This is a genomic window from uncultured Algibacter sp. (genome assembly GCF_947487605.1).
Lineage (GTDB): Bacteria > Bacteroidota > Bacteroidia > Flavobacteriales > Flavobacteriaceae > Algibacter_D.
Genome location: NZ_CANKXK010000001.1, coordinates 315,579 through 338,598, shown reverse-complemented (window position 1 = coordinate 338,598; position 23,020 = coordinate 315,579). Strand labels below are relative to the sequence as shown.

Sequence of the window (23,020 nt, the reverse complement as noted above, 5' to 3'; positions counted from 1 at the left end):
TACAAGATGAAACTTAAATACCTCGTATTACTTTTAATTTTTGCGATGATGTCTTTTGGTTTGCCAAAAAACATTCAAAAGAAAGTAGATAAAGAAATAAGAGGTAGTTTTAATATTGAAACTTTTGACTTCACAGAAGTAATTATAGATTCAGAAATCACAGAAGAGTTACCATCAGAATTTAAAGAGAACAATCTTTTCAAAATATTAAATGACACTAACCTTATTGGTTATGCTTATTTATCAAAAGCACCAAGTAAAACCGCTGAGTTTGACTACCTAGTATTATTAGATAAAGATTTAATAGTTGTAAAATCGAAAGTTCTAATGTACAGAGAAGAGTATGGAGGCGAAATAGGGAGTAAGCGTTGGTTAAAACAATTTATTGGAAAAAAAGGTGGAGATCACCTTAAATATGGAGATAATATCATGGCTATTTCTGGTGCAACTATCTCTGTGCGTTCAATGACAAACGCGATGAATGATTTACTTGAATCACTAAAAATACTTCACGAAAAAAATATCTTGTAAATGCAATTAAACGGATTAATACTTACCCTTCCTAAAGAGATTAAGCTATTAATCGGAGCATTCATTATTGTGTTGAGTATTGGTTTTTATACAGGTCTATTATTTGTAGAAGAAACCTCTTCTGCGAATCCAAATGGCATTGAAGAGCAATATTTAGGAAATGAAGATGACGAAAATGCAGAGGTCATGCATTTTAAAAAAAGTGACCAAGAAATGCTTACGTTGGTACATAATCATATTTTGTCTATGTCTATCATTTTTTTCTTAGTGGGTCTTATTGTTTCAATAACTAAACTAGGAAGAAAGTTAAAACTGTTTTTAATAATAGAACCTTTTGTATCGGTCATTCTTACGTTTGGAGGTCTTTATTTTCTGTGGAAAAACCTTCTATGGATGAAATATATTGTAATGTTTTCTGGTATATTAATGACACTTACTTTCACAATTTCTGTCATTATTATTCTTAAGCAGTTACTTCAAAAAAGATAATTCATTTTAATTTCTTGTATTTTTATCACAATCATGAGGTGGAGAATACTTGTCATACTATTACTTTTTAGCAATTTACTTTTAGCTAAGGAGTGGCGTAGTTTAAGAATTTATCAAAAGACGACTCAAAAAGAATCGCTATCAGCTTCAGATTGGTTAAAATCAGATAGAATAAATAATACGATAATTTGGCATCGTGCAAATGTTTATAATTTAGAAAATAATTTGCCTCAAGAGTATAGTAAGATTGTACAACGAAGAGATTTTTATGAATGGCTTTACAAAGCTTTAGATGACAAAAAGCACGAAATTCTTTGGGTGAAAATGGCACATTTCATTTCAAAAAAAATGCATTTGTTAGAAGTATTTCCATATTCATTGTTTTCAAAAAAGCGTATTAAGCAATATGCTTTTAATGGAAGTGAAACAGTTTTTAAAAATGCGTTCCAAGAACTAAAAGAACTTTACCATTTAAAATCAATTTTAAAAGGAGAAGAGGCAAACAATTGGGATAATAACATTTTAAAACAAGAACAATATATTTGGCTTGATTCTATTTATAAAAATATAAAAGAAAAAGATCTTAAAACCTTGCACCGAATAGCAAAGGGCACGTTTTTATATAGTTTGGTTGTGCCTAAACCTATAAGGTTTCATGATAATTTATCGAATGCGAAACACCGTTTGGATTATGCGATAAGTCAATTAAAACCTTACTGTAAAGAAGCCTATAAATAATCCCTTTTATCTTAGAATTTAATTGTATATTTGCACGCAATTATAACGTAATTGCCATGACTGCACATCAAGATAAAATAGTAGGAGAAGGTCTTACTTACGACGACGTTCTATTAGTTCCAGCTTTTTCAGAAGTTCTTCCTAGAGAAGTCAACATTCAAACAAAATTTACGCGTAACATCACTATTAATGTACCTGTTATTTCGGCTGCTATGGATACAGTAACCGAAAGTAAAATGGCTATAGCTATGGCGCAAGAAGGTGGTATTGGGGTTTTGCATAAAAACATGTCTATTGAAGCGCAAGCTACCAAAGTAAGAAAAGTAAAACGTGCAGAAAGCGGGATGATAATCGACCCAGTTACATTACCATTAAAGGCAAAGGTAAAGCATGCAAAGCAGTACATGGCAGAGTATGGTATTGGTGGGATTCCAATTGTGGATAATGAAGGGATTTTAAAGGGTATTGTTACCAATCGCGATTTACGCTTCGAGCATGATAATAAAAGATCTATTACCGAAGTTATGACAAGTGAAAACTTGGTAACAGCGGCAGTTGGAACTTCTTTACAAGATGCTGAAGCTATACTACAAGAACATAAAATTGAAAAACTACTTATTGTAGATGATAATTTTAAATTATCTGGACTAATTACCTTTAGAGATATTACAAAGTTAAGTCAGAAGCCCAATGCCAATAAAGATCAATATGGACGTTTACGTGTAGCAGCTGCAATAGGTGTTACTGGAGATGCTGTTGAAAGGGCAGAAGCTTTGGTTAATGCAGGCGTTGACGCTGTGGTTATTGATACGGCGCACGGGCATACCAAAGGTGTGGTTAATGTACTAAAAGAAATTAAAGCGAAGTTTGCCGAGTTAGATGTTATTGTTGGAAATATCGCTACGGGTACAGCAGCTAAATATTTAGTTGAAGCAGGTGCCGATGCAGTTAAAGTTGGCATTGGACCAGGGTCCATTTGTACAACTAGAGTTGTGGCAGGTGTTGGGTTTCCACAGTTTTCTGCGGTTTTAGAAGTTGCGGCAGCAATTAAAGGCACAGGTGTTCCAGTAATTGCAGATGGCGGTATTCGTTACACAGGGGATATTCCAAAAGCCATTGCAGCTGGTGCAGATACTGTAATGCTGGGGTCGCTCTTAGCAGGAACAAAAGAATCTCCTGGAGAAACGATTATATACGAAGGAAGAAAGTTTAAGTCTTATCGCGGGATGGGTTCTGTTGAAGCCATGAAAGAAGGTAGTAAAGACCGTTATTTCCAAGACGTAGAAGACGATATTAAAAAATTAGTACCAGAAGGAATTGTAGGTCGCGTACCGTATAAAGGCGATTTATATGAAAGTATTCACCAGTTTATTGGTGGGTTACGTGCTGGTATGGGGTATTGTGGTGCCAAGGATATAGAAACGCTAAAAGAAACGGGACAGTTTGTTAAGATTACAGCTAGTGGTATTAATGAAAGCCACCCACATGATGTAACCATTACTAAAGAATCGCCTAATTATTCTAGATAAGGTTCGTATAAAGTGTTTGTATACACCGCTAGTATTTATTAGCTTTATGTTTCAACACTATTGTTTTAAACGAATATTTTTCAGAGTCTTTAAGAAAGCCTGTTTTATTCGGTTTGCAAGTGTATGTTTAATTTGTTAGGTTTTTAAGTAGTCCAAGCTGTATAAACGAATTTTATAGATGTACAATTATTATATAAGAATCGAAGTAAACCGAGATTACAGCATAGGTGAGTTATATTAGAAGTATAACTAAGGCCAGCTAAAATTTTTCACAAATTTAGGCTTGAAAATATTGAAGACTAATGGTCTTTTTCTTTTAATAACTCTTTAGGAACCTGAGCTTGAAACCTTTTTAATCTTGGGATTGATACATTTCTTATATAACCGTTATTAGGATGCAAACGCTCATAATTTTGATGGTAGTTTTCTGCAATCCAGAACTTTTGAAATGGATAAACTTCGGCAGCAATAGTCGCATTTAATTTTTTAGCTAAAGCTTCTTTTTTTTGTAAAATAATTTGCTTTTGCTCTTCATTTTGATAAAAGATTATAGATCGATATTGGGATCCCTTATCTGAACCTTGGCCATTAACTTGTATCGGATTTTGCGAGGCAAAATATACATCTACTAAAGTAGAGAAACTAACAACTTGTGGATTGTAAATAACTTCTACCGCTTCAGCATGTCCAGTTCGTCCTGTATTGCTGGCTTCATAAGTTGGGTTTTTACTATAGCCGCCAGAATAACCGTTTATTACTTCATTTACTCCTTTTACACTTTCATAAACAGCTTCAACACACCAAAAGCACCCGCTAGCAAAATAAGCTTTTGCCTTACCATTCTGTAATGGTACTTCTACGGGTTTTGCATTTATAACTGCTTGTTGCTTGGGGTTTACTTGAGCGGTATTTTGGCAACTAAAGAATAGACTAAAAAATAGTAATGGTAATAAAGGTTTCATAAGTTTTCTTTATCCAATAGACGAATAAAAATACAAAACCTTATAAAAATATCGTGTGAAAGTTTTCATAATAAAAAAAGCCTTCAGAAAACTGAAGGCTTTGAATATATTTTTTAAAATGTTTTATAGTTTAGAAAACATTTTTTCCATTTTTGATTTTTGTTCTTCAGCTAATGCGGCATCAACTAAAATACGCCCACTATGCTCATCTGTAATTACTTTTTTACGAGAAGCAATTTCAACTTGTACTTGAGGTGGAATAGTAAAGAAAGAACCTCCAGATGCACCTCTTTCAATTGGCACAACGGCAAGTCCGTTTTTTACATTTTTACGAATTCTATTGTATGCAAATACCAAACGCTCTTCTAATTGTGTTTTGTATTCTTCAGATTTTCCAATTAATGCTTTCTCCTCTTTTTCTGTTTCAGCTAAAATAGCGTCTAACTCACCTTTTTTGTGCTTAAGATGATTATCACGCTCCTTTAAACGCTCTTTTGTTTCAGCAATAACCTCTTTCTTTTGTTCTATTTGAGCTTTAAACTCTCTTATGTGCTTATCTGCTAGTTCAATTTCTAATTCTTGAAATTCAACCTCTTTAGTAAGGGAGTTATATTCTCTGTTATTCCTAACGTTTTTTTGTTGCTCTGTATATTTTTTTATTAGCGCTTTAGATTCTTCAATAAGATTCTTTTTAGAAATAATATCGTTATCAATTAGTTCTAAATTTGAAACTAATTTTTCTAATCTAATGTTTAGTCCAGCTACTTCATCTTCTAAATCGCGTACTTCTAAAGGAAGTTCTCCGCGAACGTTTCTTATTTCATCAATGCGGGAATCGATTAATTGTAAATCGTATAAAGCTCTTAAACGCTCTTCTACAGTTGCTTCTTTCTTTTTAGCCATACTTTAAAAATACTTAACAGGATTGGTATTTGTGTTTGATAAAACGACTGCAAAATTAGTAATTTTTTTTGTTAAATATGCTACTAAAAGATTTTTTGTGAACTGTTCGCTCTCATAATGTCCAATATCTGCTAAAAGTATACTGTTTTCGGCGGTAAAAAAGTCATGATACTTTAAATCGGAAGTTACAAAAGCATCGGCACCAGAAGATTTTGCAGCTTTTATTGCAAAACTACCAGAGCCTCCTAAAACAGCAACTTTTTTAATGTTTTTATTAATGAAGGCTGAATGTCTAATAGCTTTCGCATTCATTTTGTTTTTTAAATAGTCTAAGAACGAAGATTCTTCCATAGGTGTTTCAAGTTCTCCAACCATTCCCATTCCTATGTTTTGATTTTTATTTTCAATAGTTGTTACTTCATAAGCCACTTCTTCGTAAGAGTGCGATTTAAAGAGAGTTTCAAGTACTTTAGATTCTAAATGTTTGGCAAATGTTATTGTAATTTTAGTTTCGCTCTCAGTGTGTGTTTTACCTTTTTTACCTTTAGTTGGTGAGGATTGCTCGTTACCATTAAATGTACCATGCCCTTCAACGTTAAAACTGCAATTACTATAGTTTCCAATATTTCCTGCTCCAGCTTCAAACAGAGCTGTTCTTAATTTTTCAGCTTCATTTTTGGGGACATAGGTAGTCAGTTTTTTTATAGTACTGCTTTGTGGAATTAATATACGCCTGTTTACTAGTTTTAACTGATTGCAAATCATATTATTGACACCAAGTGATGCATTATCTAAAGCTGTGTGTATGCTGTAAATTGCTATATCATGCTTTATGGCTTTCATAACCACACGTTCTACATAAGATTTACCTGTAAGCTTTTTTAAGCCTTTGAAAATAATTGGGTGAAAACTAATAATGAGATTGCATTTTTTAGAAATAGCTTCGTCTACAACACTTTCTAGTGTGTCCAGAGTTACAAGAACGCCAGTAATTTTAGCGTTTTTGTCGCCAATCAAAAGACCAACATTATCAAAATCTTCGGCATAGGCCAATGGGGCAAGTTCTTCTAAATGATTTATAACGTCTTGAATAACCATATTATTTGTTGAGATGGGTTATAAAACAAATATAAATATTATATTTTCGCTATAGTGAAAATTTTACGATACATATTATTTCCTATTGTGCCTATATATTATTTGGTAACCAGGTTGCGAAATAGACTATATGATTTGGGTATAAAAAAATCGACTTCTTATAATTTACCTATAATATGTGTTGGTAATTTAAGCGTTGGTGGAACAGGAAAAACACCAATGATTGAATATTTAATTAGGCTTTTAAAAGATGATTATAAAGTTGCCACATTAAGCAGAGGTTATAAAAGAAAAACCAATGGTTTTCAATTGGCTAATAAAAATTCTACCAGTGTATCAATTGGTGATGAACCCTTTCAGTTTTATACTAAGTTTAAAAAAGATATCGATGTTGCTGTAGATACTAATAGAAATAATGGAATACAAAAGTTGCTTGCTATTGCGAACCCACCAGAGGTAGTTTTGCTTGATGATGCTTTTCAGCACAGAAAAGTAAAAGCTGGTTTTAATATTATGTTAACCACTTACCAAAACCCATATTTTAATGATATTGTTTTGCCTACTGGTAATTTAAGAGAGCCTAGAATTGGAATGAATAGGGCAGATGCAATAGTTGTTACTAAATGTCCTGATAATTTAGCTTCAACAGATAAGGAAACTATTTTAAAACGTATTAATAGGCAAGAAAACCAACAAGTGTTTTTTAGTTCAATTGCTTATTCAGATTTTGTTTTTTCTTCAGAAGGAAAGAAAAACTTAACTAAATTAAATGAGTTTACTCTGGTTACGGGTATTGCGAATGCCAATTCTTTAGTTGATTTTTTGAAGGAAAGAAAATTAAAGTTTGAGCATCTTAATTTTAAAGACCATCATGAGTTTACTGCTCAAGATATTAAAGATATTGAGAAAAAAGAATTAATACTTACAACAGAAAAAGACTTTATGCGATTAAAACAATATAATTTACTAAAGCATAAACTGTTTTATTTGCCAATTCAAATTAACATAGATAATGAGGCTAATTTTTGTAGTCTGATAGAAAGTTTTGTTAAAAGCTACAACTAAGCAGATTTATTAGATTTGGTATTAGATTTTAATGCATTAAATAGTTTTTTCTCGAACTCTTCTTGTTTAAATGGTTTAGGGATAATATCTGTAAATCCTGCTTCATCAAATTCATGCATTTTATCTTCAATAGTTACGGCTGTGAGCGCAAAAATAGTAAGTTCTTTGTCGAATGTTCTAACAATTTTAGTAGCTTCAATACCGCTAATTCCAGGCATGTGAATATCCATTAAGATAATATCATAGTTATTAGTCTTAATCATATTTACGGCATCTTCACCATTATCAATGATATCGCATTTAAGATTCATTTTTGTTAGAATCTTTTTGGTAATCATCTGGTTTATTTTATTGTCTTCTACCACTAAAATTTTCACTTTAGTTAAGTCAATTTCGTTATCTTTATTAAAGTAAGAAGGTTTATTATCAACAGATGTTTCTTCTTTTGGTGTATATTCTAAAGGAATTTCAAAATAAAAGGTTGTCCCTTTTTCCAACTCACTTTTCAAGTAGATTTTACCTTTTAAAATATCGATTAAACCCTTCACAATTGATAAACCTAAACCTGTACCTCCATACTTTCTATTGATTTGTATAGAACCTTGCGAAAAGCTTTCAAACATATTTTCTTGCTTTTCTTTACTAATACCAATACCGTTGTCTTCTACTTCAAAACGTAAGATGTAAGTGTTATCTTTTTGATCAATTTTATAAACACGTATCCAAATATCGCCATCCTTTGTAAATTTTATAGAGTTTCCAATAAGATTTATAAGAATTTGAGATATTTTTAATTGATCTGCAATATAATTTTGGGGTAAGTCTTTATCGAACTCAAAATGAATTTTTATGTTATTGTCTAAAGCTGAATTGTTTAATGCTAAAACAATATTGTTTATTTTCTTTTTTAAGTTGAATGATTCGGGTTCAATTTCAACTTTATTTGCTTCAATTTTATTAATTTGAAGAATGTCATTTATAAAGGTTAAAAGATAATCTCCAGAGAACTTAAGCGATTTAAGATGCTGAACTTGTTCTGGTTTTGGATTTTCATCTAGCAGCATATTACTCAATCCTGTAACTGCATATAAGGGTGTACGAAGCTCGTGCGTTACTGTTGATAAGAAATTAGCTTTAGTTTTAGAGGCTAGTTCGGCTTTTTCTTTGGCAATAATAAGCTCACTATTTTTTTTATGAAGCATATTATTCGTTTTTAAACGAATGTTATTGTTCTTATAAAGCGATAAGGTTAATAAGGAAAGTATAGTGATTAAAGCGACACTTAATATTGAGATAAGGTTACTTAAATCGTTTTTACTATTCGCTTCAGCTAATTCTTCTTTTTGTTTTTTATTATTCTCAATTTGGTCATTTATTAAATACTGGATTTTTTTCTCTGGAGATAGGTTTTCACGTTTAACTAAGCGGAGTGAATCGGATATTTTTAAGTGCGTTTTCAGATAGTCGTTTGACGACTTAAAATCTTCTATCTTATAATGTATCTCGCTAAGTGATAGATATAAATCACTCAAAATATCGGCGTAGTTATATTCTCTAGCAATTGTTAAACTTTCGTTGGTAAATACTAATGCTTTATCTGCATCTCCCTGTGCTAAAGATATTTTTGCAAGATTAGCTAAACTGTTGCTTTCTGTTCTTTGTAAATTGAATCTTTTTGCTAAAGAAATTGACTGTTCAAAATGTATTCTGGCATTTTTAAGATCCCCCAATTTTATATAGGCTAAGCCTTCACAAAATAGAACTTCTGCCATATTTCTTTCAAGGTTTTCTTCTTCAAATTTTGTGGTTGCTGCTTTATAAGAATCTAATGCCGCATAGTATTCTTTTTTCTTTAAATAGATGTCTCCAAATATCTTGTATGAAACACCAATATTAATATTATCATTAATAAGTCTTTGGTTTTCTACAGCTTTGGTAAGAGATTTGATTGCTTGATCCTCTTCTTCTATCAATAATTGTAGTTTTCCTTTTGTGGCATGAATAATTCCTATGCTAATTTTGTTATCTATCTTTTTTGCTAATGCTAAAGCTTCATCAAGCTTTTTTTGTGCTTCGAAGTAATTGTAATTGTCAACATCTTTTTTTGATTCAGAAATGTGATAATCAATGCTGTTTTGAACCATTTCTGGATCATCACTAATCGACTCTTGAGAGAACACAGTCGTTGCTATAAGCAAAACTAATGCAAATATGTAGTGTTTAATTTGGGACATTATAACGCTTAATTAATGACAAATATAATTATTTTATCGACAAAACACTCTTTTTTTCCGATAAATTGCACAATAAGTCAATAATTCTTTGAGAATATCCTGTTTCGTTATCATACCATCCAATAATTTTCACCATGTTTCCTATAACCGATGTCATTTGGGAGTCAAAGATGCAAGAATGTGTATTTCCAACAATATCAATAGACACAATAGGATCGTTTGTGTACTCAATAATCCCTTTGTAGTGATTTTGAGAAGCCGTTTTAAATGCATCATTAATTTCTTCTATTGAAACGGTTTTTTTAACATTAAAAGTAATATCGGTTAAAGAACCATTTATTACAGGTACTCTTATCCCGCAACCTCCAATAACATCAGATAAATTGGGAAATATTTTAGTTAGTGCTTTTGCAGCACCAGTGGTTGTTGGTACAATAGATTGACTTGCAGCTCTAGCACGCCTTAAATCTCTATGTGGCTGATCGTGTAAACTTTGATCGGTGGTGTAGGAGTGAACCGTAGTAATATATGCTTGGTTTACACCACAAAGTTTATTTATAACATCTATCATTGGAGCAGCGTTGTTTGTAGTGCAAGACGCGTTAGAAATAATAGTTTCAAATCCATCTATAATGGCATCATTAACACCAAGTACAATTGTTTTAATGTCGTTTTCAATTGGCGGGACACTTAAAATCACACACTTTGCACCATTTGAGATATGACTTTGTAAATCTTGGGTAGTTTTAAATTTTCCGCTTGACTCAATAACAAAATCGACATTAAAAGGTTTCCAGTTAATATTTTTAGGGTGATTTTCGTTAAGAAGTGAAATATGCCTGTTATTAACATCTAGCTTACCTGTTTCAAAAGATATGTTTCCATTGAAAATACCATGAACACTGTCATACTTTAGAAGGTGACTTAATGTTTTACCATCTGCTAAATCATTTATTGCAACTACTTGAATATTAGATTGGTTTTCTAGAAGTCTAAAAACACGTCTTCCTATTCTTCCAAAGCCGTTTATAGCAACATTAATCATGATTTAATTAATGTGTTTTTGCGCTCTGTAAGATGAACGCACTAATGCACTACTTTCAACATGTCTAAAGCCTAATTCTAATCCTATTTCTCGATACTCATCAAATTGGTCTGGATTAATAAATTGTTTTACAGGTAAATGCTTTTTACTTGGTTGAAGGTATTGACCTATAGTAACAACGTCAACATTATTCTCTTTTAAATCATGAAGAGTTTCAATAACTTCTTCTCTACTTTCACCTAGGCCTAACATAATTCCCGATTTAGTTCTTCGTTGTCCTTGTTGTTTTAAATACTTTAAAACACCCAAACTTCTATCGTATTTTGCTTGTATGCGTACTTCGCGAGTTAAACGTCTAACAGTTTCTATATTATGCGATACAACTTCTGGAGCGACGTCTATAATTCTATCAATATGTTGCTCAACTCCTTGAAAATCTGGAATAAGTGTTTCAAGTGTTGTTTCAGGATTCATTCTACGAACAGCTTTTACGGTTTCACTCCACATAATGCTTCCCATATCTTTTAAATCGTCTCTATCAACACTGGTTAAAACCGCATGCTTTATTTGCATAATTTTTATTGAACGCGCTACTTTTTCGGGTTCATCCCAGTCTACAGTTTCTGGTCTTCCAGTTTTTACCCCACAAAACCCACAAGAACGTGTACACACGTTGCCTAGAATCATAAATGTGGCTGTACCTTCTCCCCAGCACTCACCCATGTTTGGGCAACTACCCGAAGTACAAATTGTATTTAGTTTATATTTATCAACTAAACCTCGTAATTCTGTGTATTTTTTACCAGTTGGTAACTTGACACGAAGCCATTTTGGTTTCGCTTGTCTCTCTGGTAATATGTTTGAAGTGGTTTCTGAATTCATACTATAACAATGTAGCGACAAAGATACAAAGTATTCTATTTATAATGCCTTAAATCTATCTTTGATAGGCTAAAGGAATTGAAGTAAAAAATGAGAAATTTATTTAGTTTGACTTATAATATTTGCTAATAATTTTTTTGCACGCAATAGCTTCACTTTTACATTATTAATAGGTTCGTTAAGTTCCTTAGAAATTTCTTTGTAACTCAATTCTTGAAAGTATCTTAGATTAATTACTTTTTGGTAATGCGGCTTTAACTTTTTTATATCTCGAAGTAATTTTGCTAAATGCTGCTCTGTTATAAGTTTATCTTCAGGGGTAGGAGATTCATCTAAAACTTGAAAAATACCTCGATTATCTTTTGTAATAACTTGAGTAATGGAATTTTTCTCTTTTCTAAGTAAGTCAATATGAATGTTTTTTGAAATAGCAATTATCCATGTTTTAAAGTTGTAAGATTCATTAAAAGTTGAAATTTTATCAAAAGCTTTTGAAAATGCACGAATAGTAACATCTTCGGCATCATTTTCATTTTGAATCCGTTTTAATTGAAAGCCATATACGTCATCCCAATATAGATCTAAAAGATAATTAAATGCTTTTTGATCATTTTTCTTGGCACGCTTAATAGCTTCTTCTATTTCCAATGATTTGGTTTTGATACGATATTATTTATAAATATAAATAATTGAACAGTAACTAAGAAAATTTCTAAGAACGGAAGTAAAATTAATAAATCTGTCTCTTTTAATTTTTTTGATGAAAATCCAACTACAACATACTGAATTAATAGTCGTAACAAGAGTAAACCAATTACGAATGGCCATTTAAATATTGAAATTAAAAGAATAGTAGCAAAAATCCAGAATAAGAGATTAAGACAATATGATAAAGCCAACACTAACTTGTGTTTTCTCTTATAATGTTTAGCTGTAGAAACATGACGCCTCTTTTGATTAATCCAAGATTTTAAATTTGGTTTCGGTACCGATTCTGTAAAACTTTTTTCTGAAAAACAAATGGCTGTATTATCTTTTGTAGCGACTTGATTTATAAATAAATCGTCATCACCAGATTTAATATTCATGTGTCCCATAAAACCATTAGCATTAAAGAAGGAAGCTTTTTTATATGCTAAATTTCTACCAACACCCATGTAAGGGATACCAATTTTGGCAAACGAAAAGTATTGAATGGCAGTAGTTAATGTTTCGTATCTAATAAGTTTGTTTAAAAGTGAATTTTTAATTTTGGAATGTGCTCCATAACCTAAAACTAAAGAGGTTTTATTACTAAAATGAGCACTCATTTCTTTAATCCAATGTTTGGAAACTGGTTTGCAATCGGCATCTGTAAACAAAAGAAAATCATGCTTTGATGCTTTTATACCAAGTGTTAAGGGGTATTTTTTATTACCCCAAAAAGTTTCAATAGGTTTTACATCTACAATCTTTATATGTGAATATTTGTTTTTAAAGTCTTCCATGACTTCTAGAGTCTTATCATGGGAACCATCATTAATTAAAACGATTTCAAATTCTGGATATTCTTGATTTATTATTGCTGGTAAAAATTGACGTAAATTTTCAGCTTCATTCTTAGCGCAAACTATTATAGAAACAGCAATATTTTTTTGAGTAGATTTTTTACTTTTCGAGAAAGCAAAACTTCCATATATAAAAAGATAAAAAGAAACTTGAAGACATACAACTACAATAAAACTGTAGAATAAAATATCAAGAATGGTCATAAGACTCTAAGAATGTTGAGGTTCTTTGCAGTCGCTAAATTGGTCAGGTGTTTTTCCGCAAAAGCCACAGGCTTCGCCTTCTTTATTTAGTATGGGATTTTGACTAGCGCAAGTTCCAGCAAATTTACCATCCTTTTTTGCCCAAATTTTAATAGCAATTCCTGCAATTCCTAGACCTAATAAAACAAACGTAATTAAAACAAGTTTCATCTAAATATTTTTTGCAAAGATAATGTTTTTACACTGTAAATTTAATGCGATATAACTAGAAATGAGATGTGACTAAATTATTTTTTAGTGTCTAATTATTAATTATTTGTACTTTTAAAAATACTAACCAATTAAAATTATTTAATTATGAAAAAATTATTTGCAGAGTTTTTTGGAACCTTTTGGCTTGTTTTTGGAGGCTGTGGAAGCGCAGTTTTTGCAGCAGGTTATCCAGATTTAGGAATTGGATTTGTTGGCGTTGCTCTAGCCTTTGGTTTAACAGTCTTAACTATGGCTTATGCAGTAGGGCACATTTCTGGCGGTCATTTTAATCCAGCGGTTTCACTTGGATTATGGGCTGGAGGAAAATTTGAAGCCAAAAATTTAATTGGATATATATTAGCCCAATTAGTTGGAGCTATTGTAGCTGCGGGTGCTTTATATTTAATTCTAACCAATAAATCCGATTTTGTTTCCATTGGAGGTTTTGCCGCTAATGGTTATGGTAGTTTATCTCCCGATGGTTATTCTATGACTGCAGCATTGATTGCTGAGTTTTTATTAACAGCATTTTTCTTATTAATTATTTTAGGAAGCACAAATGATAGAGCACCTAAAGGATTTGCTCCAATTGCAATAGGTCTTGGGTTAACTTTAATTCATTTAATAAGTATACCTATTACAAATACATCTGTTAATCCTGCGCGTTCAACAAGTCAAGCGTTGTTTGCTGGTGGCGAATTTACATCACAGCTTTGGTTGTTCTGGGTTGCTCCAATAGCAGGTGCTATTGTGGCAGGATTTATTCATAAGGCTTTATTTGATAAAGAATAATTAGAAACAGCAGTATAACAAAAGAGGCTGTCTAAAAGTGTTTATAATTTCATTTGTCAGGTTGAGCTTGTCGAAACCTATATTGATTATCAGTAAGTCAAAAATATTTCGACAGGCTCAATATGACATTGAACTTACTTTTTAGACAGCCTCTTTTGTTTATTTTAAGCTCAATTTATTGCAAGCTTATTGTAGCTACAGAGTTTTCCAATGAAGCTATATTATTACCACCTTTTGGCTCTATGGTTATATTTAAAGCAAGTGCATTTTCGGTAAATGGCATAGCTCTAAGCCTTCTGTCTGCCTTATCTAAAATACCTAAATTTACCATTTTACCTTGTAGTTCTGCCCAAATTTGATAGCATTGTTCTTCAGGTAATTCTGGGAGAGATACAATGTCAATCATTGACGTTTTTTCCTTAGGGTTTATGTATGCAACAGTTTTTAAGTCTTTGGCTCTTTCATTTCCTTTAATAATGTATTTTTCAGTTTCAGGATTGTTAAGCTTTAATAACTGCCTTAAAACATTATCGAGCATCATATTATTCTTCGCAATATCGCCACGTAAATCTTCAATTTCATTATCTACAATTAAAGATTCGTTTTGTAATACTTTATTTTGATTGTAAAAATAAATTGAAGTTCCAGCGAAAATTAAAGCAGCAATACTAGCTGCAATGCTAAATTTATACCAAGAAATATGTTTTACCTTTTTATTTAAATTAACAACAGGTTTTTCGTCAAGTTCATCTAGAATATTATTCAAGATGCTTTTAGGAGCTTCAACAGCATTGCTTTTAGCAACCACTTCTAGATTGAATTGCAACGTATTGTAGGTATTCTGTACTTCTGGGTAATTTGAAATATAAGTTTCAACCATTTCTGTTTCGGCAGAAGTAGTTTCACCTACTAGATATTTTTCTAATAGGCCAGAATTTAAAAAAGTAGTTATTTTCTCATTCATGACTTTGTTTAGTTAAGGATTGTAAATTTTTTTCAATTCCCGCAATCCAATTTTTAATCTCGATTTTATAGTACCTAGCGGAATACTTAATTCATCACTAGCTTCTTGTTGTGTCATGCCCTCAAAAAAGAGCGCATTAATCACTATTTGATATTTTTCATCTAAGGTTTTTAGATGTTTTTTAATATCTAAAACATCTTGATTTAACTCATTTGATGTTATTTTATATACGGATGAAGTCTCGATTTGGACTTCTTTATCTTTTTTATTCTTGAAGGATCTTATTTTATCTATAGCAGTGTTATAGGCTATTCTGTATAACCAAGTAAAAAGTTTTGCTTTACTAGAATCATATTTTTTAGCATAACGCCATATTTTTATAAAACTTTCTTGAAGAACGTCTTGCGCGGTATCATCATCTGAAATTACTTTTTTAATTACGCCGTATAGGGAATCAGCATAGTTTTCATATAGCAGCGTTATAGCTTTTTTATCGCCCTTTTCAAGTAAGCTTACTATTTCCTTTTCTATTGCTGAAATCAAATGTTGTAGGTTTTAAAGTATTATTTTTTGAAATTTAATGAAACCAAAGTTAGAAATTTCTTTTTTATCATAAGATATTTACTTCAGCTTCTATAGAAATTCCAAATAATCTTTTAACTGTTTTTTGAATTAGTTGTGAGAGATTTAAAATATCAATTCCTTTGGCATTACCATAATTTACAAGTACTAGTGCTTGTTTTTTATGAACACCACAATCTCCAAAACGTTTGCCTTTAAAGCCTGCTTTTTCAATGAGCCAACCTGCAGGAATTTTTACCATATCTTCTGAGACTTTGTAACTGGGCATGTCTTCAAAACTTTGAAGTAGTATATGATAATGTGATTTAGGAACAACTGGATTTTTAAAAAAACTACCACTGTTTCCAATTTCTTTTGGGTTTGGTAACTTACTTTCTCTTATAGCAATAACTGCTTTAGAAATATTTTGAATTGTTGGGTTGGTAATTCCCATATAGTCTAATTGCGACTTTATGGTACCGTAATTAATATGAAGATTGTGTTTTTTTTTGGTTAACTTAAAAACGACACTTGTAATTATATATTTTCCTTTAGCTTCTTGTTTAAAAATGGAGTTTCTATAATCAAAATGGCAATCATCTTTATTAAATGTAACAAAGGTATTGTTTTCTATTGATAATGCTTCACAAGAAACAAAGTGGTTCTTAAGTTCCACGCCATAAGCACCAATATTTTGTATAGGTGCTGTGCCAACATTACCAGGAATTAGCGATAAATTTTCTACACCGCCGAAATCGTTTTTTAAACACCAAAGAACAAATTCATGCCAATTTTCGCCTGCATTAGCTTTAACTAAAACAAAATCTTCAGTTTCAGAGACAATTTCTTTTCCTTTTAAATTAATGTGAATTACTAAACTGTCTTGATTTTTAGTAAGTAGTATATTGCTGCCTCCTCCTAAGATTAACTTGTTAGAATGTTCTTTTAAATTTAAAACACCTTTAAGGTCGTTTATTGAGTTAACAGTGGTAAAGTATTTCGCATTAACATCAATACCAAACGTATTGAGAGGTTTTAAAGATATGTTTTGGTTGATTTGCACTAGTCTTTATAAACTTTTAAGGCCTCTTTTAAAATTTTCACAGCTTTTACTAAGCTTTCTTTTTTAAGTACGTAAGCAATTCGAATTTGGTTTAAACCAACTCTTGGTGTAGAATAAAATCCACCCGCAGGAGCGACCATAATTGTCTCACCATCAACATCAAAACTTTCTAAAAGCCATTGTGCAAAATCATCTGAATTTTTTACAGGCAATTCCGCAATGCAATAAAAAGCACCTTTAGGCTTAGCAACTTTTACACCATCAATTTTTTGTAATTCGCTAATTAAAGTATTTCGTCTGTCAACATACTCTTCAATTACTGCATCAAAATAACTTTGAGATGTTTCTAATGCTGCTTCACTTGCAATTTGAGCCAAAGTAGGCGGACTTAAACGAGCCTGAGCAAATTTTAGCACCGTTTCAATAACATTTTTGTTTTTTGAAACCAAACAACCAACTCTTGCGCCACACATACTATATCGTTTTGATACCGAGTCAATCATAATAGCGTTTTCTTCTATGTCTTCTTCTTGCATTACTGAATAATGTACATTACCGTCATAAACGAATTCGCGATAAACTTCATCAGCAATTAAGAATAAATCATGTTTTTTAACAATGCTTGCGAGTTTTTTAATTTCTTCTTTTGAATATAAATAACCAGTTGGGTTTCCCGGATTACAAATTAAAATAGCCTTGGTTTTTGGAGTAATGAGTTTTTCAAATTCTTCAATTGGTGGTAAAGCGAAGTTGTCTTCAATTTTTGAAATTACAGGAACTACTTTTACACCTGAAGCCGTTGAGAAACCATTATAATTTGCATAAAATGGCTCTGGTATTATTATTTCATCATCAACATCCATAATGCTTCCAAATGCAAATAAGAGGGCTTCACTACCACCAGTAGTTACAATTATGTTATCATGTTTTACCAATATATCATGCTTTGCATAATAGGAAGCAATTTTATCTCGGTAAGTTTCAGAGCCTTCAGATCTTGAATATGCTAATGTTTCAATGTCGAAATTTTTTACGGCATCTAGTGCTATTTTAGGGGTTTTTATATCAGGCTGCCCAATGTTTAGATAGTAAATAGATTTACCTTCTTTAGTAGCTTGTTCTGCAAAAGGGACAAGCTTTCTAATAGGTGATTGCGGCATTAGTTGCCCTTTATTTGAAATTGCTGGCATTAAAAAAGTATTTAATGCTACAAAGTTGAGAAAATTATCTTAAAGTTTATTTAAAAAATGAGGTGATTTGACATCTCTTATCTAAAGATTCGTAAATTGAATGTGTAAATTTTATATTCTTGTTAATGAAACGTATTTTTCACCTTATTTTCTTATTTATATGCTTCTCGCAAATTGGTTTTTCACAAGGCAAATTTTTTATTCAGAACAAGAAAAAATCAGCTAAAATTAAGTTTAAGTTAATAAATAACTTGATTGTTATTCCAGTTGAAATAAATGGTGTTGAGCTTTCTTTTCTTTTAGATACAGGTGTAAGTAAACCTATTATATTTAATTTTTTGAATGTGTCGGATACCTTAAAAATTAAAGACACAGAAACTATTATGTTAAGAGGTCTAGGTGAAGGAAATTCTGTTGAGGCGTTAAAGTCAAGAAACAATATTTTTAGAATTGGTGATGCCATTAAGTTAAATCAAGACTTATATGCAGTTTACGACTCTAATTTAAATTTTGCTCCTAGACTTGGTATACCTGTTCATGGTATTTTAGGTTACGATCTTCTAAAGGATTTGGTAGTTGAGATTAATTATTCACACAAATTTATTAGACTCACAGAACCACAAGAATTTAGCTATAAAGATTGTAGAAATTGCGAAAGATTAAATTTAGAGTTTTATAACAATAAGCCCTATATTAATGTTAAAGTTAATATTAACGAAAAAGATATTCCTATAAAATTATTAATTGATTCTGGAGGGAGTGATGCGTTATGGTTATTTGAAGATGCTTCTTTAGGGATAAAAACAGATAACAAATTTTTTTATGACTTTTTAGGTCATGGTTTGAGTGGGAGTGTTTACGGTAAGCGTTCTAGAGTTAAAGCGTTTTCAATAAAAAATTTTACTTTAGAGAAGGTTAATGTTGCTTTTCCAGATTCAACATCTATATTATTTGCAAGACGTTTTAAAGATCGAAACGGAAGTATTTCGGGTAATATTTTGAAGCGATTCAATATTATATTTGATTATCAACATGCCATTATCACCTTTAAACGGAATGGTTATTTTAAAGAGAAATTCAGCTATAATAAAAGTGGTATAGAGTTAGCTCATGATGGTGTAAGATTAGTAAAAGAAAGGGAAGATGTTATTTTACAAGACAGAAATTCTACAAGTAATACTCAAAATGGGACAAAGATAGTATTAGATACCCGTTACAGAATGTCTTTAAAACCAGCTTACAGTATAGTAGAATTAAGAAAAGACTCGCCAGCAGAAAAGGCTGGCCTTGAGTTAGGAGATGTTGTTTTGTCTATAAATGGAAAACAGGCGCACCAATTTACATTACAAAACCTCATGTCTCTTTTTTATGGAAAAAGAGGAGACAGAATAAAGTTAAGGGTTAGTAGAAACGGAATAGATATGTATTTTAATTTTATATTGGAAGACCTATTTAAATAAAAAAAGGGGTGTCTAAAAAGTCTTTATAATTTGATTTGTCAGGTTGAGCCTGTCGAAACTGATATTGATTATCAGTAAGTTAAAAATATTTCGACAAGCTCAATATGACATCGAACTTACTTTTTAGACACCTTCTTTTTATAATTTGTAAGTAAAGTTTCTTATTGCTGAACGATACTTTTATTCTTTTTCTCAAGTACGCTTTCTTTACTAGAATCTACCACCAAACCTTTAATTTTCAAAGCAACGGTAGGTGTGTCAGCATTAGATATTACTGTTATTGTTTTTCTAATAGGATTTACTCTGTTAGTATCATATTTCACTTCAATTTCTCCAGTTTTCCCAGGCATAATTGGGTTTTTTGGTTTTTTAGGAATAGTGCATCCGCAACTTGAACTCACTTTAGAAACTATAAGAGGTTCATCACCTGTATTTGTAAATTCAAAAACTCGAACACCGTCTGAACCTTTTTCAACGGTTCCATAATCTATAGTATCAGATTTAAATTCTATTTTAGCTTGTGCATTTACAGCAAAACTTACTAATCCAATAAATAAAATAGTAATTAATTGTTTCATCTTTTCTATCTTTAATTGTTAATAATTGTCATTTGTATAAGCTTAGTATTTATCTAAGCTTAAGGTTATTTTAGTACTAATAACATGTCAAACATACTCACTTTTTTAGCAACCTACAAAATTTTTAGATGTAATGCATAAGTATTAACATATTCAACTTACTTAAAAGTACATACAGCTTTAATTTTAAATTTCTTAATTACTGCGTTATACGAATACATCATATTGCTATGTATCTACTTTCACAGAAAAAGAAATATAAGTACTTTTGCACATCAATTGTCAAAAACTATTCCAAAGTATGCAAATTCCATCAAAATATGATGCAAGTCAGGTAGAAAATAAGTGGTATGACTACTGGATGAAGAATAATTATTTTCATTCTACACCAGATAAAAGAGAGCCTTATACTATTGTAATTCCGCCACCAAACGTTACTGGAGTATTACACATGGGGCACATGCTTAATAATACAATACAAGATGTATTAATTCGTCGTGCACGTTTACAAGGGAAAAATGCCTGTTGGGTTCCTGGAACAGATCATGCATCAATTGCCACTGAGGCTAAGGTAGTTGCAAAACTTAAGGAACAAGGTATTGATAAAAATGATTTATCCAGAGAAGAATTTTTAAAGCATGCATGGGATTGGACAGATGAGTACGGTGGTGTTATTTTAGAGCAACTTAAAAAATTAGGATGTTCTTGCGATTGGAAGAGAACCAAATTTACTATGGACAAGGACATGAGTGAAGCGGTTATTGATGTTTTTGTTGATTTATATAATAAAGGCTTAATATATCGTGGTTACCGAATGGTAAATTGGGATCCTGAAGCAAAAACAACCCTGTCTGATGAAGAAGTAAATCATATTGAGCGCACAGATAAATTATACTATGTGAAGTATAAAATACAAGATGAGAACGAATTTGTAACTATTGCAACTACACGTCCTGAAACAATTCTTGGCGATACTGCCGTTTGTATTAACCCAAATGATGATCGTTTCATACACTTAAAAGGAAAACAAGTTGTTGTGCCAATTTGTAACCGAGTTATTCCAATTATTGAAGATGATTATGTTGATATTGAATTTGGAACGGGATGTTTAAAAGTAACACCTGCACACGATGTAAACGACAAAGAAATAGGTGATAGACATAATTTAGAAATTATTGATATTCTTAATGAAGACGCTACTTTAAATAGTTATGGACTACATCATGAAGGTAAAGACAGGGAGGTAGCAAGAAAAGATATTGCTAAAGAATTGACCGATATGGGGATTTTGGTTAAAACCGAAGATATTACTCATAAAGTTGGAACCAGCGAACGTACACATGCTGTTATAGAACCTAGATTAAGTGACCAGTGGTTTTTAAAAATGGAAGGGCTAGCAAAACCAGCCCTAAAAGCTGTATTAGAAACTGGAGAGGTTAAGTTATTTCCAAAGAAGTTTGAAAACACTTATCGACATTGGATGGAAAATGTGCGCGATTGGAATATTTCAAGGCAACTACGCTGGGGACAGCAAATACCCGCATATTATTATGGAAATGGTAAGCAAGACTTTGTAGTAGCTAAGAATATAGAAGAAGCATTGAAATTAGCTATACATAAAACGAATAACTCACAGTTAACCAGTAGCGATTTACGTCAAGAATCAGATGTGGTAGATACATGGTTTTCGTCTTGGTTGTGGCCAATAAGTGTATTTGATGGTATTAGAAATCCAGATAATGAAGAAATTGAATACTATTACCCAACAAACGATTTAGTAACTGGACCAGATATTTTATTCTTTTGGGTAGCAAGAATGATTGTTGCAGGTTACGAATATAGAGATGAAAGACCTTTTCAAAATGTATATTTAACAGGTTTAGTACGCGATAAGCAACGTCGTAAAATGAGTAAGTCTCTAGGCAATTCACCAGATGCTTTAAAGCTTATTAACGATTATGGAGCCGACGGAATTCGTGTTGGTTTATTGTTAAGCGCTGCTGCCGGAAACGATTTAATGTTTGATGAAGCACTTTGTAATCAAGGAAAAGGTTTTGCTAATAAAGTATGGAATGCCTTTAGATTAATAAAAGGCTGGGAAATAGCAGATATCGAACAACCACAAGCGTCTAAAATAGCGGTAGAATGGTATGAAGCCAAGTTTCAGAATACTTTAACAATTATTGAAGATCATTACAGTAAGTACCGTATTAGCGATGCGCTTATGGAAACTTACAAGTTGATATGGAATGACTTTTGTTCATGGTTTTTAGAAATGATAAAACCTGGTTACCAACAACCTATAGATAAGAAAACATACGATGCAGCTATTTCTATTTTAGAAAATAATTTAAAAATATTACATCCATTCATGCCATTTTTAACTGAAGAAATTTGGCAACATATTACTAAAAGAACAGCCGATGAAGCATTAATAGTAGCTAAATGGCCAAAAGCTAAAACGGTTAATAAATCATTAATTACAGAATTCGATTTTGCTTCAGAAGTTATCTCAGGAATTAGAAGTATAAGAAAACAAAAGAATATTGCTTTTAAAGAGACTATTGGTTTTTCTGTAATTAATAATGAAAATGTACAAAATACTTTTGATGCGATAATATCTAAATTAGGAAACCTTGAGTCTATTAATTATATATCTGAAGCTGTCGATGGTGCTTTAACCTATAGAGTGAAATCTAACGAGTATTTTATTCCTATGGCAGGTGCTATAGATTTAGAAGCTGAGGTTAAAAAATTAACAGAAGAACTAAGCTATACCGAAGGATTTTTAAAATCGGTTCAAAAAAAACTATCTAACGAACGTTTTGTTTCTGGAGCTCCAGAACAAGTGGTTGCAAGCGAAAAGAAAAAAGAAGCGGATGCTTTAGCTAAAATTGAAACGTTAAAGGCTAGTTTGGCTAGTTTAGGATAAA

The 23,020-nt window shown here is 31.5% G+C and carries 22 protein-coding genes; 8 read left to right on the top strand and 14 right to left on the bottom strand.

What is annotated here, in order from left to right:
* The first annotated feature begins 6 nt into the window (after positions 1-6).
* The 4 genes from Q0739_RS01585 to guaB are packed head-to-tail and all read left to right on the top strand — an operon-like array spanning position 7 to position 3,287.
* Positions 7-531 carry an FMN-binding protein gene (locus tag Q0739_RS01585; RefSeq protein ID WP_298236938.1) on the top strand — a complete coding sequence of 175 codons (525 nt, stop codon included), beginning with the start codon at positions 7-9 and terminating at the stop codon, positions 529-531.
* Positions 532-1,020, top strand: coding sequence for a hypothetical protein (locus Q0739_RS01580; RefSeq protein WP_298236937.1), 489 nt, complete (start codon positions 532-534; stop codon positions 1,018-1,020). It abuts the gene before it with no gap.
* Between the two features lie 33 nt (positions 1,021-1,053).
* Positions 1,054-1,758, top strand: coding sequence for an Insecticidal toxin complex protein (locus tag Q0739_RS01575; RefSeq protein WP_298236936.1), 705 nt, complete (start codon positions 1,054-1,056; stop codon positions 1,756-1,758).
* Positions 1,759-1,814: 56 nt separating this feature from the next.
* Positions 1,815-3,287, top strand: coding sequence for an IMP dehydrogenase (gene guaB / locus Q0739_RS01570; RefSeq protein WP_298236935.1), 1,473 nt, complete (start codon positions 1,815-1,817; stop codon positions 3,285-3,287).
* 299 nt (positions 3,288-3,586) lie between these two features.
* Here the strand turns inward: guaB and msrA are convergent, their stop codons facing one another.
* The 3 genes from msrA to Q0739_RS01555 all read right to left on the bottom strand — a co-directional run bounded on the left by msrA (position 3,587) and on the right by Q0739_RS01555 (position 6,250).
* Positions 3,587-4,249, bottom strand: a complete 663-nt coding sequence (msrA, locus tag Q0739_RS01565; protein WP_298236934.1) for a peptide-methionine (S)-S-oxide reductase MsrA — start codon at positions 4,247-4,249, stop codon at positions 3,587-3,589.
* A 123-nt stretch (positions 4,250-4,372) separates the two neighbouring features.
* Positions 4,373-5,152, bottom strand: a complete 780-nt coding sequence (locus Q0739_RS01560; RefSeq protein WP_298236933.1) for a C4-type zinc ribbon domain-containing protein — start codon at positions 5,150-5,152, stop codon at positions 4,373-4,375.
* Positions 5,153-5,155: 3 nt separating this feature from the next.
* Positions 5,156-6,250 (bottom strand): Nif3-like dinuclear metal center hexameric protein, encoded by a 1,095-nt coding sequence (locus tag Q0739_RS01555; protein ID WP_298236932.1) that lies wholly within the window; start codon positions 6,248-6,250, stop codon positions 5,156-5,158.
* A gap of 54 nt (positions 6,251-6,304) precedes the next feature.
* Between Q0739_RS01555 and lpxK the strand changes: the two genes are divergently transcribed.
* Positions 6,305-7,315 (top strand): tetraacyldisaccharide 4'-kinase, encoded by a 1,011-nt coding sequence (gene lpxK, locus Q0739_RS01550; protein WP_298236931.1) that lies wholly within the window; start codon positions 6,305-6,307, stop codon positions 7,313-7,315.
* Here the strand turns inward: lpxK and Q0739_RS01545 are convergent.
* The 6 genes from Q0739_RS01545 to Q0739_RS01520 all read right to left on the bottom strand — a co-directional run bounded on the left by Q0739_RS01545 (position 7,312) and on the right by Q0739_RS01520 (position 13,437).
* Positions 7,312-9,549: an ATP-binding protein gene (locus tag Q0739_RS01545; protein ID WP_298236930.1), complete on the bottom strand. Its 2,238-nt coding sequence runs from the start codon at positions 9,547-9,549 to the stop codon at positions 7,312-7,314. The genes lpxK and Q0739_RS01545 overlap by 4 nt on opposite strands.
* Positions 9,550-9,577: 28 nt before the next feature.
* Positions 9,578-10,594 carry a type I glyceraldehyde-3-phosphate dehydrogenase gene (gap, locus tag Q0739_RS01540; protein WP_298236929.1) on the bottom strand — a complete coding sequence of 339 codons (1,017 nt, stop codon included), beginning with the start codon at positions 10,592-10,594 and terminating at the stop codon, positions 9,578-9,580.
* A 3-nt stretch (positions 10,595-10,597) separates the two neighbouring features.
* On the bottom strand, positions 10,598-11,476 hold the full coding sequence (gene lipA / locus Q0739_RS01535; RefSeq protein WP_298236928.1) for a lipoyl synthase: 879 nt from the start codon (positions 11,474-11,476) through the stop codon (positions 10,598-10,600).
* 99 nt (positions 11,477-11,575) lie between these two features.
* Complete coding sequence (locus Q0739_RS01530) at positions 11,576-12,124, bottom strand: sigma-70 family RNA polymerase sigma factor (protein WP_298236927.1); 549 nt, start codon at positions 12,122-12,124, stop codon at positions 11,576-11,578.
* Positions 12,115-13,227 carry a glycosyltransferase gene (locus tag Q0739_RS01525; RefSeq protein WP_298236926.1) on the bottom strand — a complete coding sequence of 371 codons (1,113 nt, stop codon included), beginning with the start codon at positions 13,225-13,227 and terminating at the stop codon, positions 12,115-12,117. The genes Q0739_RS01530 and Q0739_RS01525 overlap by 10 nt, the downstream gene beginning before the upstream one ends.
* Before the next feature lie 6 nt (positions 13,228-13,233).
* Positions 13,234-13,437 carry a membrane or secreted protein gene (locus Q0739_RS01520; RefSeq protein WP_298236925.1) on the bottom strand — a complete coding sequence of 68 codons (204 nt, stop codon included), beginning with the start codon at positions 13,435-13,437 and terminating at the stop codon, positions 13,234-13,236.
* Positions 13,438-13,584: 147 nt separating this feature from the next.
* Here Q0739_RS01520 and aqpZ point away from each other — a divergent pair, with 147 nt between their 5' ends.
* On the top strand, positions 13,585-14,271 hold the full coding sequence (aqpZ, locus tag Q0739_RS01515) for an aquaporin Z (protein ID WP_298236924.1): 687 nt from the start codon (positions 13,585-13,587) through the stop codon (positions 14,269-14,271).
* A 175-nt stretch (positions 14,272-14,446) separates the two neighbouring features.
* On the opposite strand, the gene Q0739_RS01510 is transcribed toward aqpZ, so the two are convergent.
* From Q0739_RS01510 to Q0739_RS01495, 4 genes are all read right to left on the bottom strand, one after another.
* On the bottom strand, positions 14,447-15,235 hold the full coding sequence (locus Q0739_RS01510; protein WP_298236923.1) for an anti-sigma factor: 789 nt from the start codon (positions 15,233-15,235) through the stop codon (positions 14,447-14,449).
* Positions 15,236-15,247: 12 nt separating this feature from the next.
* The gene (locus Q0739_RS01505; RefSeq protein WP_298236922.1) at positions 15,248-15,778 is read right to left on the bottom strand and encodes an RNA polymerase sigma factor; all 531 of its coding nucleotides are present in this window, start codon (positions 15,776-15,778) and stop codon (positions 15,248-15,250) included.
* Positions 15,779-15,845: 67 nt separating this feature from the next.
* Complete coding sequence (gene murB, locus Q0739_RS01500; protein WP_298236921.1) at positions 15,846-16,859, bottom strand: UDP-N-acetylmuramate dehydrogenase; 1,014 nt, start codon at positions 16,857-16,859, stop codon at positions 15,846-15,848.
* Positions 16,859-18,049 (bottom strand): pyridoxal phosphate-dependent aminotransferase, encoded by a 1,191-nt coding sequence (locus Q0739_RS01495; protein ID WP_298236920.1) that lies wholly within the window; start codon positions 18,047-18,049, stop codon positions 16,859-16,861. The genes murB and Q0739_RS01495 overlap by 1 nt, the downstream gene beginning before the upstream one ends.
* 125 nt (positions 18,050-18,174) lie before the next feature.
* Here Q0739_RS01495 and Q0739_RS01490 point away from each other — a divergent pair, with 125 nt between their 5' ends.
* On the top strand, positions 18,175-19,509 hold the full coding sequence (locus Q0739_RS01490; protein WP_298236919.1) for an aspartyl protease family protein: 1,335 nt from the start codon (positions 18,175-18,177) through the stop codon (positions 19,507-19,509).
* Between the two features lie 161 nt (positions 19,510-19,670).
* Here Q0739_RS01490 and Q0739_RS01485 read toward each other — a convergent pair whose 3' ends face one another.
* Positions 19,671-20,087, bottom strand: a complete 417-nt coding sequence (locus Q0739_RS01485) for a DUF1573 domain-containing protein (RefSeq protein WP_298236918.1) — start codon at positions 20,085-20,087, stop codon at positions 19,671-19,673.
* 301 nt (positions 20,088-20,388) lie between these two features.
* On the opposite strand from Q0739_RS01485, the gene Q0739_RS01480 reads away from it, so the two are divergent.
* The gene (locus tag Q0739_RS01480) at positions 20,389-23,019 is read left to right on the top strand and encodes a valine--tRNA ligase (RefSeq protein WP_298236917.1); all 2,631 of its coding nucleotides are present in this window, start codon (positions 20,389-20,391) and stop codon (positions 23,017-23,019) included.
* Position 23,020 lies beyond the last annotated feature (1 nt).

Coding starts and splice junctions, on each gene's coding strand:
- Q0739_RS01585 (WP_298236938.1), top strand. CDS start 7: ATGAAACTTAAATACCTCGTATTACTTTTAATTTTTGCGATGATGTCT.
- aqpZ (WP_298236924.1), top strand. CDS start 13,585: ATGAAAAAATTATTTGCAGAGTTTTTTGGAACCTTTTGGCTTGTTTTT.
- Q0739_RS01495 (WP_298236920.1), bottom strand. CDS start 18,049: ATGCCAGCAATTTCAAATAAAGGGCAACTAATGCCGCAATCACCTATT.
- Q0739_RS01480 (WP_298236917.1), top strand. CDS start 20,389: ATGCAAATTCCATCAAAATATGATGCAAGTCAGGTAGAAAATAAGTGG.
- Q0739_RS01510 (WP_298236923.1), bottom strand. CDS start 15,235: ATGAATGAGAAAATAACTACTTTTTTAAATTCTGGCCTATTAGAAAAA.
- Q0739_RS01490 (WP_298236919.1), top strand. CDS start 18,175: ATGAAACGTATTTTTCACCTTATTTTCTTATTTATATGCTTCTCGCAA.
- gap (WP_298236929.1), bottom strand. CDS start 10,594: ATGATTAATGTTGCTATAAACGGCTTTGGAAGAATAGGAAGACGTGTT.
- Q0739_RS01560 (WP_298236933.1), bottom strand. CDS start 5,152: ATGGCTAAAAAGAAAGAAGCAACTGTAGAAGAGCGTTTAAGAGCTTTA.
- Q0739_RS01545 (WP_298236930.1), bottom strand. CDS start 9,549: ATGTCCCAAATTAAACACTACATATTTGCATTAGTTTTGCTTATAGCA.
- msrA (WP_298236934.1), bottom strand. CDS start 4,249: ATGAAACCTTTATTACCATTACTATTTTTTAGTCTATTCTTTAGTTGC.
- Q0739_RS01580 (WP_298236937.1), top strand. CDS start 532: ATGCAATTAAACGGATTAATACTTACCCTTCCTAAAGAGATTAAGCTA.
- lipA (WP_298236928.1), bottom strand. CDS start 11,476: ATGAATTCAGAAACCACTTCAAACATATTACCAGAGAGACAAGCGAAA.
- Q0739_RS01575 (WP_298236936.1), top strand. CDS start 1,054: ATGAGGTGGAGAATACTTGTCATACTATTACTTTTTAGCAATTTACTT.
- guaB (WP_298236935.1), top strand. CDS start 1,815: ATGACTGCACATCAAGATAAAATAGTAGGAGAAGGTCTTACTTACGAC.
- Q0739_RS01555 (WP_298236932.1), bottom strand. CDS start 6,250: ATGGTTATTCAAGACGTTATAAATCATTTAGAAGAACTTGCCCCATTG.
- Q0739_RS01525 (WP_298236926.1), bottom strand. CDS start 13,227: ATGACCATTCTTGATATTTTATTCTACAGTTTTATTGTAGTTGTATGT.
- Q0739_RS01485 (WP_298236918.1), bottom strand. CDS start 20,087: ATGAAACAATTAATTACTATTTTATTTATTGGATTAGTAAGTTTTGCT.
- Q0739_RS01520 (WP_298236925.1), bottom strand. CDS start 13,437: ATGAAACTTGTTTTAATTACGTTTGTTTTATTAGGTCTAGGAATTGCA.